Genomic DNA, 15,566 nt, shown 5'->3' with positions numbered 1-15,566 from the left:
TTGCGCTGCACACTTCTGATCTGGAACGGCAAACACCACCTCGATCGGAAGCCCGATCCGAACGCGTGATTCCATAGTCCCGCTTGGATCAAGCAGCAGAAATTGTCGTGTATTGCCGGGGCGAGAACATCATGCGCTTGATGGGGCACTCATAATGCTCACCCTGCCTTGTCCAAATTTGTCATGGCGGCAGGCTCTTGGCCTGCCGAATCGGGGGCACTCTGCACGGGCGCCGTCCGCTTGACCGGCGCAGGGTTGGCCCCGGCAAGCTGCAGCGTGTTGCCGATGACCTGGATCTGCACTGGGTCCGTCTTCTTCCACTGCTTCTTCGGAATGGTGAGCTTCCATGCCGAATCCCTGTCGGCTTTGTGGAAGAACGCCACCACGCCAACGAACTCGGCATCCTCGCTCATAGGTTCGCTCACACTCACGCTGGCGTTGGGGCGCAGCACCACATCCTTGGTCGCCAGCAGCTCGGTCTTGAGCTCCTTTAAGTCACTGGACTCCAGTTGCGCATAATCAAGCGCATCGAAGGTCTTGGCGTCCTTGAGCTGGTAGATGCGCACCACGGTGGACAGCGATTGGCCCCCACCATTGGGGTTGATCGATGCACGGCTGGTCAAGTCCAGATTCATTGTTTTCACCTGGGTGGTAAACGCCCATTTGGCGGCGTCCACAGTGCCGTCCTTGACGGACTGTGCCACGCCACATCCTGCGAGGATTGCGGTAGCCAGCGCGGCCACCAGTGTGTGTGTCTTCATCGTGTTCATGCTTGGTGTGCAGTGCCGCCCCAGGTGCCAAGTTGGACACGGATGGGGGCTTTTTCTGTATCTATGGCGAGGGGTGGCAGCAGCGTGGTGTAGCCTAGGCTCACTTGGGTCGTGTTCAGCGCGGGCTTGGGCATCAGGTCTGGGCGCACCGCCATCTCCAGTTGCGCTTGGGCTTCGTAGCCCAGGTAGTAGCGCAACAGCGCCATGATCTTGCTATGCGCAGGGTCGCCCGGCATGAGGCTTTGCACCGCCTCTTTGGTTTGCGGGCAAAACCTGACGCGCACGGTGTTGCTGCGATCCGTAAAGCCACGCCCAAGCAGGCAGTTCTCCCCCAGGGGCATGGGCTCGAAGTCGTTGACCCGGACCCAGGTCGGGTGGAATTCGGTAACGGTGACAGTGGCCTCCGGCACAGCGTGTTGCAACACACCGGCCAGCCCTTCGGCGGTGCGAGTGCGTTGCCCGGTCAAGCCCAGGGTGGCAAGTAAGGTACGTGTTTCCAGCTCCTGCCGGATTTCCGGTTCACCAATCCCAAGACCAGTGAAACTGAGCAGGTAGCTGGACACCTTGTCGCTCGCGTCCTTGCGAAAGCCCGCCGGGTAACGGTACTTGCGCCACACGCGGTAGTACTGCGTCACGATGCGGTGGTGAAACAGGTCCAGGAACGCGGCCAGGGGCTCGGCGCCGTCGCGATTCTGTGCGATCTCATCGACGAAGTACGACGGCATGCGCGCATCCACACCATACAGACCCAGAAAGGTGGTGCGAATGGCGGGGGGCGCAGTGGGTTCATCCAGATCGAATTCGACCGCATCGATCTCGCGGTTTGGAAAACCAAGCTTGGGCCGTGAGCGGAAGCGGATAGGCTCGTTCTTAGGCGAATCTTCTGCGCCAAGCGGCGCTCGATCGGGCGCAGCCAGCTCCATCAGTTCGCAGAAGCGGAAGAAGTTCATCTGCGTGGCGTGCTGGAGCAGCGCTGGCAGAAGCGTCGGCCCTGAGTTGGGCGGGACTTTCTCGGGGGCATTCAAAACGGTGCCCCCTCTCCTTTGGTATCAGGCCAGGTGATTCTCTTGCCTGTCGGCTGCACCACGATCACCAGACGCGTGTACAGGTTGAGCGTGGCATACAGCCCCAGGAAGCGATTCAGCATGCCGCCAAACAACTCAAGATCCCCGTCGCCGGCGAACTGGTTGGCGTCGAGGGCGACTTCGATTTCCACGCCGCGCTCCAGGCCGCCCTTGACCAGCTTCTGCAATGGGCGGTGTTTGACCTCGGTGATCGCCTCAATGCGGCGTTTGTTCAACTCGCCGTCCGTCCAGTCGTACAGTGCCAAGCTGCCACGCAGGATTTCCGCATCCAGCAGGGACAAATAGTTGGGGGCGAGATGCGAGAGCACGCGCCACTGGAACCGGTCACCCGTGGGCGGATACACGGGTGGCGTGGGTGCCACGAGGTTGCGCACGCTGGTAACGTTGGTAAAGCCACCTCGCATGCGTGTGATGGCAGCTTCGCGCAGGGCCTTGCGCGGCAGCATGCCGTTGGTGCCGGTCACGGAGAGCGACAGGGTTTCCGTTTTCAATGTGCTCTGGTGCTCCCAGACGTGCCCGCCCAACACGATCCAGGTATCGAAGCGCCCGGAGGGACCTTGTCGCATGCGCGTGTGGAAGTAGCGCTCGGGCATCTCGTGGCGCAGCATGCCACCGCGATGGCGAAACGCGGCAAATGGGGCGTATTCGAAACGCCGACCGTTGCCGGAGGCGAAGCCCTGCACGGCATCGACCGAGTACACGTCGGCGTGCTCGCCGTACTGCTCCATTGCGTGTACACGGTATTCGGTCTCGAATTGCGTGGCGGTGACGGGATCGGCCTCCAGTTCGAATAGGTTGATGATGGGGGTGCAGTACAGACGGATGTTGTCTGCGCTGAAGCGCATGTCGTCGGGGTACGGCCTGTTCAGCACGACCTCCAGGTCGAAGCTTGTTGCGTCGGCTGGTATGGCCTGCAGATCCAAGCCCAGCAGGTCGACGAACATGAACTTCTCCGGGAAGGTGAAGTATTCGAGCAAGAGTTGATAGCCGCCGAAGGCGTTGTCTGCCTTGGGCCACAGACGTTCGTCTGCGGCAAATCCAGCGGGAGCCAAGCGCAACCCGGGCATGGCTTGTGGAGCGCCGGGGCGATCTTCCGGGTAGCCGGGAACGCGGACCTGCATGGCCAGCGGTTCCGCGGTCAGCGCGGCGTACAGCGCCAAGGCGACCGGGCGGTCGGCGTGCAGGTACAAGCGCAGGCGCGGGACGTTCAACTGCTCTCGGCGAGCCTGGGATTGCACTTCCAGGCGCAGACGAATGACTGAGCGGCCGTCTTCGCGGGCGTAGGTGCTGGCATCCGTCAGGCGTAGCGGGTAGAGATCGACGGGCTGCGTGGTGCGATAACCGCATTCGACCCGATTCTCACCGACTGGATTGGAGGTGACTTCGTGCCCGGCCTCAATAATTTCGTGCTGCTGCAGGCTGCCATGGTTAGGTTGCAGTTCCAGAATCGACAGCGACGGAATCATCCGCAGGTAGTGCGGCCACCGCATGCTGACGATGCCTTCGGTCAACTCGGGCAGCTCGTCGTCAAGCTTGTGGCGCAGACGGCCCATGAGGAAGGCGAAGCCCTCGAACAGGCGTTCGACGTGCGGGTCGCGCTCACCGATGCGGTCGAGATTGAGCATGCGGGCGCGGTCAGGGTACGCGCGGGCAAACTCGCTGCCCACTTCGCGCAGGTAGCGCATCTCCGCTTCGTAGTAGCGCAGGATGGAATTGTCTTGGGTAGGTGTGCGCATAGGCCTTAAGGGAGTGCGATGGCGCGAGCAGGATCGATGGCCGTCAGCTCCCCCGTCAATGTTTCGATGCGGGCTGCCAGTGCGGGCTTGTCGGCGTCCTTGCGGTTGATGCGGACCTTGAGCAGGCGAAGCAGGTGGTACTTCACGTCGAAGGCGAGCGTGGGCTCCCAGGTGGCGAGCTGGTAGCGCTGGGCAGCCGTGTCGAGCGTGCTGAGCAGGTGCAGCGCGGTGTCTAGCTTGTCCGCACGCTCCGCGACGCGGGCCATCACAAGTTGGCGCAAGAACCTGTCGCGCTCGCCGTCTTGAGCGGGCAGGCGTTGCAGCCAGGCGAAAGCGGCTTCGATGCCCTGCTGGTGGGCCATTTCAGTGGCCTGAGTTTCTGTTTCAGCCCAATCGGTGCCGGCGGTGTCGAGGGCGACGGGCGCTACCGCGTCGCCGCGTTCCATGTCGCGGACGGTGGCGTGGCGGGCGATCCATTCGCGCGTGCTGTCGTCGGCAAAAGGACTCCCATCGGCGAAAGACAGGTATTCCAGACCGGGCAACCGTTCGAGCATGAGGGCACAGTCGGTGGTGACCAGATCGCGCACTTGCGCGTAGTCGCCGCCCGCTTGTTCTTGCGCCTTGAAGGCGTAGTACTGCAGGTCGAGCCAGAAGTGGTTGGCGCCTTCGGCGAAGGCCGCTTCGACACGTTCCAATAGCTCGGGCCACTGCTTTTGCAGGATGAGGCGGTGCAGATGGGCGCGCAGCTCGGCGCGCGGTGCCGGTAGTCGGGTCTTGCCACTGACTTCGTGCGGAGGGACTTCGGTGAGCGTGTCCCAGCGCACACAACGCATGAGGCGATAGGCGGCGAGATAGCCGTGCGGTTGCTCGCGCAAGAAGGCCGCCATCTGACGGGCGCGGTCTAGTAATTCCCGCGTGGATGCAACCTCCTTCGCAGCCGGCAAGCTCGCCGGTTGGGTACTGGGGGCTGCTTGCGGCGGCTGCGAGGCCTCGATCTGGTCTTCGAAGCGGCGCAGCAAAGGAGCGAGGTCGGGGCGTGCGGCTTCGGGCCAGGTCTCGGTACGCTCGCTGATGAGGGCCAGGGCTGAGAGCGTGCGTTCGAGCAGCACATCCGTCAGGCCTTGTACGCGATCAAGCCGGTTGGCGAAGGTGGTGCCGGCCAGCCATTCGAGCGCAGCTTTGCGCGTTTGGCCTCGCTCTGGCAGTAGGGTCTCGCCAAAGCGGTCGACCAGGGCGGAGAGCAACTCCATGCCGTCGGCCACACCTTCCGCGCCGTCGCGGCGCATGCGGCCGTAGACGTAGTAGGTGGCGATGCGGGCGTCCTTGGCGCTGTTCTTGAGCAGGCGTTCGGTGGTGGTGACGATGAGGTCGTCGTCAATGTCGCTGAGCTTGGCGACTTCGTCTTTGACGGCGAGGAAGTCGTCGTCGTAGATGGGGTCGGTACCGACTGGGGCGTCATCGCTGATGGGCCCAAGCCAAGTGTCCCAACGCCCTTGAGTTGATCGAGCGAGGTCGGTCGGCGTGCGGCTACCAAAGAGGGACTGGAAGAGATTGGCGAACATGGATCAAGACTCCGGCAATGCAGCCCACTCACCTCGCTCGGCCCCATTGCGTGCTGCATCCAGCACGGTCTGCGGCACGGGCGGTTTGGCGTCTGCCCGAGCAGGCGCCCGCCTGGGGCCAGGGCCATTCATAAAAATCCGTTCAGGCAATACAAAGCCGCGCAAGGCCAGGAGTTCGAGTGGCCCGCTGCCGACCTCGGTGCGCATGAGGTAGCGGATCGGATAAATCATGTCCTGGGATGTAGGCGCCAACGGAGCCTTTGCGACCTGCGTGTCGCTGTCTGACTGTTGGGCTTGTGCATCGACAGCCTTGGGCGCCGCATCGGCCACAGCCTGCCAGGTGAGTTGCACGGTGGCGCTGTCGATGGGTTCGACCTTGGCTCGCTCAAGCATGCGTACCAGGCCCCAGCGGCCGGTGTACTCATAGCTCTTGTTCGTGCCCGCCTGCTCAGTCTGCCATTGGAGGCGCGTGCCAAGGTTTTGCGGGTTATTCGCGGGCCAGGTCAGCGCGTGCCACGTCTCGCGTTGGTTGTAGTAGTGCAGCGTCTGGCCATCGAGGGTGAGCAGCGTGTCAGTCAGGCCAGGTATCGGCACCGGCTGGAAATCGAAGCGGTATTGGGCCTCACCCTGCACCAGCATGTGGGCGGCGATGCGCTGCAGGGTGTTGATGGCTTTGAGGAAGCTGGGGTCGAAGGCGAGACTGTCACCCCCGGTGGCGGTGCCGAAGGCACGGCCTGCGGGCACCCAGCGGTCGCCTTGGAGTTCAAGCACGCCGGCCAGTTGGGTGCCGAGGAAGGCGTGGATGAGGCCGCCCTGGGGGCGCAGGAATCTTGCGAGCTCGGGGATGGAGGCGTCGTTGCTGGTGTTGGCGAACGGGTAGCGGCCCGCGAAGGATTGGTTCCAGGTGGTGGCGATGGTTTGGCGCCAGGCGTCGTTGAGGCTGGCCTGGGCGGGTAGCAGCACGGTTTGCGTGGCCTGGGCGACCGGCCGTACGAACAAGGCCTCGCCCATGCCGGCCCATTGGGCGCCGAGGCTGGCGGCGATCTGGTCGGCGTAGTCCTGGATGTCGGCCAGATCCGAGCCTTTGCCTTGGAACAGGGCCATGGCGACCTGTTTGGCCTGGGCGTCAGCGTTGGGGCTGGTGCTCATTTGTTGGAGCTTCAGGCGCAGCGCGGTGACGCGATCCAGATAGCGCCGCAGGCTCAGGTCGCCCTGATTGGGCGTGTCTTGGGCCATCAGCCGCAGGATCGGGCCGAAGGTTAGGCCAAGGGGGCTGGCTGTGTCGGACGGTGCGCTCGGGGCGTCTTCCTTCTTGCCGAAGACATTTTGGGCTTTGGCGACCAGGGTGTCGGAGAGGCTCGCCTTTGGGGCACCGGCCTTGCCGTGGTATTCGAGGCTTTTCATAAGCGCGATGACGGGCGAATGGCGGGTGTCGGTCATCGGTTTGAGCTGCTCGATGGCGGCGGGCATGGTGGCCGCGCGCTCCCATTGCAGGCTGTTCATGAAGGTGGCCCAAGCGTCGGCGTAGTCGGCGAAATAGCGGGTGGTGAGTTCGGCCTTGAGGGCGTCGCCGGTGAGGCCTTGTTCGGCTTGGTGGCTGTTACTGGTGTTCAAGACCCAATCGCCGGCGGCGGCGCTGCGCTCGGCAGCTTTGTCGATCTCCGCCTGGATGGTGCCTTCGTAGGCTTGGCGGGTGAAAGCGCCAGGGACGGTGGCGCTGGTGCGCAAGAGGCCGCGCGGGTCGGTGCCGGGGGTGAGCGTCGCCAGGCTCTGGTCGGGGTACTTGCCGCCGACGGCGTCGAGCACGCTCTGGTAGACGGTGTCTTCGGAGTTCTTGACGACGATGACGGCGAGCAAGGTTTGCCGGGCGGAGCCGACCAGATCCTGTCTCGGCTGGATGCGCCAGTCGGGATGGGCTTTGAGCTGCTGGGCATAGAAACCGAGCAGGCGTTCAGAAAGGTCCAGCTTGGCCCCATCGCTCAAGTTGGCGCTGGTGCGCCAGTGGCGAGTGAGTTGCGGGGTGAGGAAGGCGGCCTCTGCACGTGCGGGCTCGGCCAGCATCAGGTAGGCCTTGAGGGCGTGGTGGCCTTCCAGGGCGATCTGATTCGTTTGATCGTCGAGCTGGTCGGTGGGCATTTGCGCGAGGTCGACCAGCTCGGCTTCGATGTTTTGTGCGACCGGGGTGATGAGCAAACGATTGGCTGCTTGGTCGTAAGGCTTCCAGAGGGCGGCCAGCGTTGCGCGGTCCTGGTTCAAGCCGAAGCGGGTCCACACTGGAGCCTGGTGCTCGATGCGATGTTCGTAGAGTTCGATGCGGTGTTGGACGTCGAGCAGCGCGCGCAGGCTGGCGGCGGTGTCGGGAGCGAACTTCAAGTCACGCAGCGCTACGTTGGTGAGGTGGACTTCACGGACGTTGCTGGCGGCGGAGGCCAGCATGCCGGTGGTCCAGGCACCGACGCCAACCAGCACCATCGTGCAGAAGACGGTGACAGGGTGTAAGCCAACGCGTTTGCCGCGCGTGCGACGCGCCAACTGGCCGAGGTGGTGCCACAGCGGCAAGTCGGCTTGCGTGTCGCCCACACCCTGCTGTGCCGGGTACGGGGCAAAGAACGCACCGCTGATGGGTTGGTGATTGCGCTTCTTGGTGGACAGGCTGGCGATCCAGGCGGCGAGCTTGGTGCTGTGGTCATCCAGGCGCTCGGAGAGTTCTGCGCTGTAGCGGTCGTGGCGGTTGGCGATCAGTTGGGCGACGCCGCGTTGGGCGAGTTGGTCACGCAATGCGAGCAGTGCATCGGCGATGGCGGGGGCGTCGGCGCCCTTGCCAAATTCACAGCCCATGACGGGCGTTTGACCGTCGCCAACAACATCCGTGTCCGCCACATCCAGTACGTACACCGGGCCGGACCACTTCAGTGTTTCTGCGATGCGGGTGAGGTTCAGGCTGTCGGTGCTGACGCCCCGGCGTTGAGCAGCCAGTTGCGCGGTGCCGTCTTCGACCAGCACGACGGCATCCACTGGGCGGCTGCGGCGGAGTTTGCGTAGTTGTTTGAGCCACGCTCCATCGGGTTGACCGTCTTCGCCCTTGTCATTCCAGAGCAGAATCGCTTCGTCTGTGTAGAGCCAGCCGGATTCAACGATGGCTGGTAACAGGCGCTGGATGGCATTGCTATCCCCCGTGAGCAGCAGCCATGGCTGGCGGTAGCGCCAACGGTAGCCATGCGTGGTACGTGGGGTGAAGACCAACTCTTTCAGGCGTCCGATCGAGGTTGTCCGACTAAGCGCCGCAGTAGCCTCAGCCTTGTCGGTAAAGCCGGGAGGCTCGATACCCTGCTCCTCCGTGGACTGCTGGATACGGAGTCGGATCGGCTTACGCTGAGTGATCACTGCGCCCAACGCAATCAGAGTCAACAGAGATAGCCCGGCAACCACCCAACGGCGTTGGTTTAGCCACTGCCGTAGTTCATTTCCATCAACTGTCAGATAGATAAGAAGAGCAATGGCGATCAGGACACTAATCGCGATCAGCCAACGACCCCACGTGTAGAACTTCTTCAATTTAGACTTCCTTCGATTGCACCGGTGACACCGCACACATCAGCACTACGTCTCCGTTTGGTTCACGCCACACAACCAATCGGGGACCGTGCTCAGGCCCCTCCGTTTCCAACGCGATGCCTAGAGCAACCCATCCACTCACGGGGCCAGGGAGACCCAGGACATCGTCAACCTGAACCTCTGTCGGGCGATCCCGCCCCGCATCTGCCCATGCGGTTGAGATCGATTCCATTTCAGCGGACTGCATCGCTGTCACCAACACCTGCGATAGCCTCCCCGGCCTGATCTGCATGTCAGTCACTTGTCGCAGATCATTGGCGAGGGCGTCACCTTGAGAAACCATGGGCCGATAAAGTCGTCCGGCCGCCGCATCCGAGTCTCCTGTCGGAGATACCAACAACAGTGCTGCACCACCCTCGCTATAGGTACGATTGCCACTGTCTGGCCAGAGGTTGACGGCAATGACTAATGTGGTTGGTGCGTCCTTGGTGTCCACGTGAGCCTCCAACCATTGGAGGCCGACGTCCTGTTGCACGACGCTCGCATGCAGCGTCGCATTCGGGGCAACAGCCTCCAGCGCTCGCTTTGCACCGGCGACCCAATCGGCCTCGCTTTCTCGGCTGGCGTCATCCAGGATGAGAAGCACCTCAACCGCTGACAGCTTTGCAAGATCCTTGGCAAAGCGATCGGCGATCAGGCCCAAGAGGGTCTCTCTACGAAACCGTGCATCTTGATTCTCGGCCCACATAAACCCGACAGGTCGAAGCGGGTTCACAGGGGTCATTGGATCGGCATCCACGATCTGCTGGGCTGTCGCTGTTGTTGGTAGAAACGCGACCGCACGCAGCACATCCACACGCCGCCGTGTCCAGTCACGCCAAAGCGATGTCACTCGTGCAATCTCTCGCTCACTCTCTTCTGCCACGAGCATTTGCCGCTCCCACTGCATGAGCAGAAGACCGAACAGCAACCCGCAGACACAGATCGGCACGCCAGCCACAAGGAGCCAGAAACTGGCGCCATCGGTTGACTTCCCATGCGGCCACAACAGCAACACTGCACCGACACAGATACCCGCTATGACCGCAATGATGGGAAGCCATATGCCTAGGCGAAGTCGCTCAGGACGCTCAGCAAGAGTCAGCGTGGGGATGGGCCATAACATGGCTCAGGACACGGAAAGCGTGGAATGCCGCGCCAACACCCGGCACCCGCAGGCGGCCTTGCACAGATGCGTCACCAGTAGCTTGCCGTCCCAGATCATCGTGCTGTCGCCCTCAACAATCGGATTCACACCGTGGTTGTCCTTCGGGCAATACACCTGATCACCGATCAAGGCTGCGCGCTTCCCGCTCTCGAAGAGGGTTGAGGTGGTTTTCATGACATATCCGCCGCTTTCCAACGGATCACCTTCAAATACGATGCCTTTCATTTATTCTGGGTAAGAGGTTGGTCCTATCAGGCCCGAGGTCATCACGCTTTCTTGGGCAGAAACGAGATGTCCATGACGTACTGCTTGGGGTTGTTGGCGTTGATGACAACACTGACCGTTTCACGCTGGACGTAAGGCGATGGATCGAACCAAATTGGATCGCTCTGAAATTCATAGACCGTCTGGGTTGTGGGGTTCAGCCACTGGGCGAACAAGCGCCACGGATTCCGTCCGTTGACAGCCATGCTGGTATCCAGATCTGCGCCCGTGAGTTGGGCTTCGATAGGAGCTCCGTGCTGCGCCAACCACGCACGCTGTTTGCGCCGGCGCCAGAGCATGGCAAGCACACTGCCGCCAATCAATGCAAACACCGCACCGAGCGTGTTCAGAATGAGCGGGCCTGCTCCACGCTCGCCAAAACTATCAATCACGGCATCTTTCGGGCTGGCAGGGTCGTAAAGCACGGTGACCGTATCGCCCTCTTCGTATGCGGGCGGATTTGAGCCAGACAGACCGGTAATCCGTACATGGCGCCCTTCTTGGGTCAGGAACTCGACGACAGGGACATACACTCCGGCGTCTTTACGTTTCTTGCTATCGGAAGACTCGCGCCAGACCAGTTCTGAAACCGTTCCCTGTGTTTTAAGGGCATGCTCTGCGAACACCATATCTGAGCGCCATAACACAACACCGACACCCAACAGCACAAGGCCAACCACCAAGAACACACCACCCAATATTTTTAGGATTTTCATTGCGATTTTTTTCTCTGCTGTAATCGCCCAGATCACGGGGGACCTTTTATGTGGGCGTGAATAGGCTCAGTTGACCTGCGCCACAGGCCTGTCAAGGTTGACCGCGCAGCGAACGACAATGTCAATGGCAAAACCAGGTCCGATTTTCCCGGTCCGAATATCCGCCTCAGTCACCATCGGATCACGTGCCACGCGTACCACGTTAGTTGCCCGCTCGTAGCTGCCACTCAACTGCCCCCGCACCACACGTTTTGTCCCTGACGCCGGTCCCTTAGGGTCAAGTGCAACCCCTTTACCGTACTCATCGGGGGCGTACCAGTCTTGGACCCACTCACCACTATTCCCGCTCATGTCATACAAACCAATCGGATTCGGCGGAAAGATACCGACTGGATAAGCCATGGCGCGGGTCACGTAGTCAGGGCGTGTTTCGACAATAGGCTTAAGACTCGTTCGTTGTTTAGCAGAAGCAATATTGCGCCCCCGATCCAGACTGCCATTGTCCGTTGCCCAAATGAAGAACTGCCCACCGCTGCGCGCGGCGTATTCCCACTGGGCTTCGGTAGGCAAATCAAATGGCACGCCGGTTTCTTTAGCAAGCCAAGTGCAATAGTCCTTGGCGGTTTTCCAGTACATACCTGCAGGAATCAACGGGTGACGCCATAGGCCATCGTCCCATTGCATACCCGCCCTAGGTTGTCCCGTTGCATCGGCAAACACATCCAGTTCTGCGTAGGTGGCCTTGTAGCGCGTAATGCTGAAGCTAGTCAGTGCGACTCTTCGTGGGGGCTTGTTATCGAGTCCTGAGGTGTAATACCTCTCCTCTTTTGTCCAAAGTGGCCCGAAATCGCCCATCATGAAGGTGCGGCCCTTAACGAACACCAGATCATTGATTGCCTTTCTCTTCAGCTTGGCAACGCGCTCGGCTACGGTACCTTTCGTCAGGTCCATTAACTCGGCCTCTAGTGCTTTGGGCTGCTGCGGGTCAGGCTGATCGTCGTAAGGCGTCTCGTCAGTAATGTTGTTGAACGTCGGTACCTTCGGCGGCTTGACATCAGTCGCCGCAACTGCCAACGTGAGAGGAAAGCTCAGCGTGGCAACGCAAGTGATAAGCGCCGATATTTTCATTGAGTTTGCGCCACGGGCTTGTCAAGATTCACTGCGCAGCGAACACCGAGGTCAATGGCAAAGCCTGGGCCGACCTTGCCAGTTCGGATGTCCGGTTCAGTCAACATCGGGTCATATGCCATACGCACCACATTGGTAGCCCGTTCGTAGTTGCCGCTGAGTTGTCCTCGCACCACACGCTTTGTTCCAGATGCCGGCCCCTTTGGGTCAAGCGCTATCTCTTTGGCGTACTCATCGCGGGCGTACCAGTCTTGCATCCATTCACCGCTGTTTCCGCTCATGTCATATAGACCAACCGGATTCGGCGGAAAAATACCAACCGGATACGCCATTGCTCGGGTAACGCTTTCTGGATCGTCGGGATCAACCTCGACGATCGGTAGCAATCTCCGTCTCCTCTGTTTCGTGGAGGCAATATTGCGCCCCGGTTCCAAACTGCCGTTATCGGTCGCCCAGACGAAGAACTGCCCTCCGCTGCGCGCGGCATATTCCCATTGGGCTTCGCTCGGCAAATCAAAAGGCACACCGATTTCTTTGCCCAGCCACGCACAATAATCTTTGGCGGTTTGCCAGTACATGCCCGCAGGAATAAGGGGGTGGCGGTAAATTCCATCTCTCCACTGCATTCCTGCACGCTGTTGCCCAGTCGCATCCGCAAATACATCCAGCTCTGCATAGGTAGACTTGTAGCGAGCGATGCTGAAGCTAGTCAGCGCGACTCTTCGTGGGGGCTTGTTATCGAGTCCTGAGGTGTAGTAGCCCTGCTCTCGGGTCCATAGCGGCCCGAAGTCGCCCATCATGAAGGTGCCACCCTTGATAAACACAAGATCATTGATGGCCTTTTTCTTCAGCTTGGCTACGCGTTCCGCAACGGTGCCTTTCGTCAGATCCATCAGCTCCCTCTCCAAGCCATTGGGCTGCCGTGGGTCGGGCCGATTGTCGTAGGGCGTATCATCTGGATCGCGCATCTGCGGTACTTTTGGCGGCATGACAGCAGTTGCCGCGACGGCCAGAGCGAGAGAAAAACTTAGCACGGCAGCACAAAGTGCTCGTAGCAGGTGTTTGTATTGGAGCGTCATGTGCTTTCGTTATGCGTAATAGGCTTGCATCCCCGTGGATGCAAACATCGGGTTGTCATTGGCACCGCGCATTACCTCGTATTCTGGTGAGGTACATGCCACCAGCGCGAACCCATGCGGATATTCCTGCATCAAATGTGCCTCGAAGGCTTGGTACCACCCTCCAAAATCACCATTCAGCGCAAGGGAATCCCACCGGTCATCAAACTGACCACTCGGAGCAGACGACGCACCTGCAAAATAAACATCCCGTACCGCCTCGGTTTTAAAAAACGCATTCAGCGTTGACAAGCCGTCATTGAAATGATATTTCGTCCCGTTCTCACTTATATGCTGGATCACGTTACGTGCCTCAGGCTCGATCACATTCGTCTTGATGATGGCAAGCACGGCTGCGCGCAGCAGACTAGGGTTGCCTTCGCCCGCATGCAGAGCGACTTCCTGTGTGCCTGTCACAAGTCTGTAGATCAACATCCCCTTGGTTTCAGGCGGGGCGTAGCGCAGTGCATCGGGTCGCGACAGAATCTGCCTAGCTAACTGCAGGCGACTCTTAAACTCCTTAAATTTTTTGCTAATCATCTCGATTTCTTTGGTGACGCTGAGCAGCGTGCGACCGTAAAAATCCTCGATGGATTTCCCACTCTGAATCGCAAGAAAGTACAACCCTTTCAGCATTTCAAAGGCATCGTCCCTGATGATCTTCAGATTCTGGAACTGCCAGTACGCCAAGTTGTAGTGCAGACACATGGAGAACTTCGCGATCTGCAATGGACCAACGGAGAATTGCACGCCACCCTCCGCTCCGATGCCGAAGCACAGGCTGGCATGCGCCGTCAAACGGAACAGACCCTCACGGGTTATCTCAACCTTGAACTTGCCTTCAGCACCAATCCCCGCCATGACACCGATTGCCGGCGTGACGCTCGCAATCTCCACAAAGTCCTTGTCCTTATCTTCGGGATTGCGCCACTCCAAAGCACCGGTGAGCGAACCGTCCACCCTGGCCCCCGCAAATGCACTGGCCGACGCCTCCAACGTCCCAACATCCCGCTCATCCACACGATTGAGCGCGACGGTTTGCTTCTGTCGCGCCTTCTTGCGTCCACGTGCACCTTTGGCCTTGATCTTGGCGGGCTGGCCCGGGTCAATCTGCTTGGCATCCACCGCCAAGGACAGCTCGCCAGCGATGCTCGCCCCGACCACGCCTGAGGCCTCCACGGTGAACCGACAGCGCCCGGCAATGAGTTCGTACTCCTTGCCCTTCAGGTCGTACACGGTCCACAGCCAGCCATCCTTGCGGGGGAAGCAGAGTTCGAGCTTGGCCTCAGCCTTGGCGAAATCAACCGATGCATGCCCTTCCGCCTTGACTTTGAGGCGGCGCTCCATCACTGACAACTCCGCATCGAGGCTGCCGCCATAGGCATAGCGCATGAGCTGTGCGCTGGCGCTCAAGTCGATGTCAGCTACTTGCGTGTCACCCACCTTGATTGGCGTGCGCTGGTCTCCGGGCTTCTTCTCTGTGTGATGGGTCTTGTTCCAGTTGTCGGCCCATTTCCCTAGCGTGCCGCTCGAACCAGCCTCCAAGCTCTCCCCAAAAATCTGTTTGGCGGAGATGGTGGTCTGCTTGGCTAGCTGCTCTTTGACGTAGGTGTTGAGCTTGGCTTTGTCGAGACTGCGCTTACCGTCGCCCCCTTTCTTGTAGACATCGGCCCAGAGCGTCTTTTCCTTGTCTTTGAACTTGGGCCAGGACGGCTTGACCTTGTCCGAGCGCACGTAGATAAGCTTCTCGGGCATGGTCTTGGGCCACTTCCTGAGTTTCATCAACTCTTGCCCGGTCTTGATGGTGCCGACCTTCTTCTTGAGGGTCAGGTCGTCCGTCCAAACATTGCCGATCTCGAGATCTTCGCGCTCAGCCTTCTTACGCTTCTTGTTTTCCTCGGTGTCATTCTTGAGTGCAATCAGCTCGATCAGCTTGGGGCCGGCACCTTTTGTGGTGACCTTGTCTTCCTGTGAGCCGGATGCCGGCTTGCCGGTTTTGGCATCCTTCTTTGGCTCATCTGGAATCGGTGCCAACTGCTCGTAGAGCGCATGCAGCTTCTCGTGCGCCTTCTCCTGCCAGTCCACGGCAAAGCCAAGGACCTTTTTGGCCTGCTCGGTTTCCGCAACACTGGCGTGCTTCTTGGCCAGTTCTTGCATATGCTCTTCAAGCAATTGCACTGCGCTGTTAGCGGAATGAAACTCCGCCACCATGTCACTCAACTCGTTGTAGTGACTACGCAGCAGGTTGGCGTCTTCCGCCGGAACGATAATGATCTCGCCAGTCTCTGGGCGCAGGAAGGCCAACGGCTCGGCTGGTGTCTTGACGTTGACGTTGCTACTGCCCAGGTTTTGGCTGCTCGTTGCAGCACTTCCGAGCTGCTGCCGGTCAGCTGACTGCGGTTGAGTCGTGTTCTTGTGTGCCATG

General features: G+C 60.2%; 11 protein-coding genes. All 11 read right to left on the bottom strand.

Features of this window, described 5'->3' with window-relative positions:
- Positions 1-158: 158 nt before the first annotated feature.
- Positions 159-770 (bottom strand): type VI secretion system lipoprotein TssJ, encoded by a 612-nt coding sequence (gene tssJ / locus M1D44_RS17035; protein ID WP_316853471.1) that lies wholly within the window; start codon positions 768-770, stop codon positions 159-161.
- Entirely contained in the window at positions 767-1,720 is a 954-nt protein-coding gene (gene tssG, locus M1D44_RS17030) for a type VI secretion system baseplate subunit TssG (protein WP_316853683.1), read from the bottom strand. The genes tssJ and tssG overlap by 4 nt, the downstream gene beginning before the upstream one ends.
- Before the next feature lie 71 nt (positions 1,721-1,791).
- Positions 1,792-3,591 (bottom strand): type VI secretion system baseplate subunit TssF, encoded by a 1,800-nt coding sequence (gene tssF / locus M1D44_RS17025; RefSeq protein ID WP_439004614.1) that lies wholly within the window; start codon positions 3,589-3,591, stop codon positions 1,792-1,794.
- A gap of 5 nt (positions 3,592-3,596) precedes the next feature.
- Positions 3,597-5,153, bottom strand: a complete 1,557-nt coding sequence (gene tssA, locus M1D44_RS17020) for a type VI secretion system protein TssA (protein ID WP_316853469.1) — start codon at positions 5,151-5,153, stop codon at positions 3,597-3,599.
- A gap of 3 nt (positions 5,154-5,156) precedes the next feature.
- Positions 5,157-8,537: an ImcF-related family protein gene (locus M1D44_RS17015; RefSeq protein ID WP_461241618.1), complete on the bottom strand. Its 3,381-nt coding sequence runs from the start codon at positions 8,535-8,537 to the stop codon at positions 5,157-5,159.
- Positions 8,538-8,709: 172 nt separating this feature from the next.
- Complete coding sequence (locus tag M1D44_RS17010) at positions 8,710-9,762, bottom strand: hypothetical protein (protein WP_439004867.1); 1,053 nt, start codon at positions 9,760-9,762, stop codon at positions 8,710-8,712.
- Positions 9,763-9,876: 114 nt separating this feature from the next.
- Positions 9,877-10,140: a PAAR domain-containing protein gene (locus M1D44_RS17005; RefSeq protein ID WP_316854158.1), complete on the bottom strand. Its 264-nt coding sequence runs from the start codon at positions 10,138-10,140 to the stop codon at positions 9,877-9,879.
- 41 nt (positions 10,141-10,181) lie between these two features.
- Positions 10,182-10,931 (bottom strand): DUF3592 domain-containing protein, encoded by a 750-nt coding sequence (locus M1D44_RS17000; RefSeq protein WP_316854157.1) that lies wholly within the window; start codon positions 10,929-10,931, stop codon positions 10,182-10,184.
- A gap of 30 nt (positions 10,932-10,961) precedes the next feature.
- Positions 10,962-12,023, bottom strand: coding sequence for a formylglycine-generating enzyme family protein (locus M1D44_RS16995; protein ID WP_439004866.1), 1,062 nt, complete (start codon positions 12,021-12,023; stop codon positions 10,962-10,964).
- Positions 12,020-13,102 (bottom strand): formylglycine-generating enzyme family protein, encoded by a 1,083-nt coding sequence (locus tag M1D44_RS16990; protein WP_439004865.1) that lies wholly within the window; start codon positions 13,100-13,102, stop codon positions 12,020-12,022. Before M1D44_RS16990 ends, M1D44_RS16995 begins: the two co-directional genes overlap by 4 nt.
- A 9-nt stretch (positions 13,103-13,111) precedes the next feature.
- Complete coding sequence (locus M1D44_RS16985) at positions 13,112-15,565, bottom strand: hypothetical protein (RefSeq protein WP_439004864.1); 2,454 nt, start codon at positions 15,563-15,565, stop codon at positions 13,112-13,114.
- Between the last annotated feature and the right edge of the window lies 1 nt (position 15,566).

It is taken from the genome of Ralstonia sp. SA306 (genome assembly GCF_054792405.1).
This window is presented reverse-complemented; position numbering and strand designations above follow the sequence as displayed.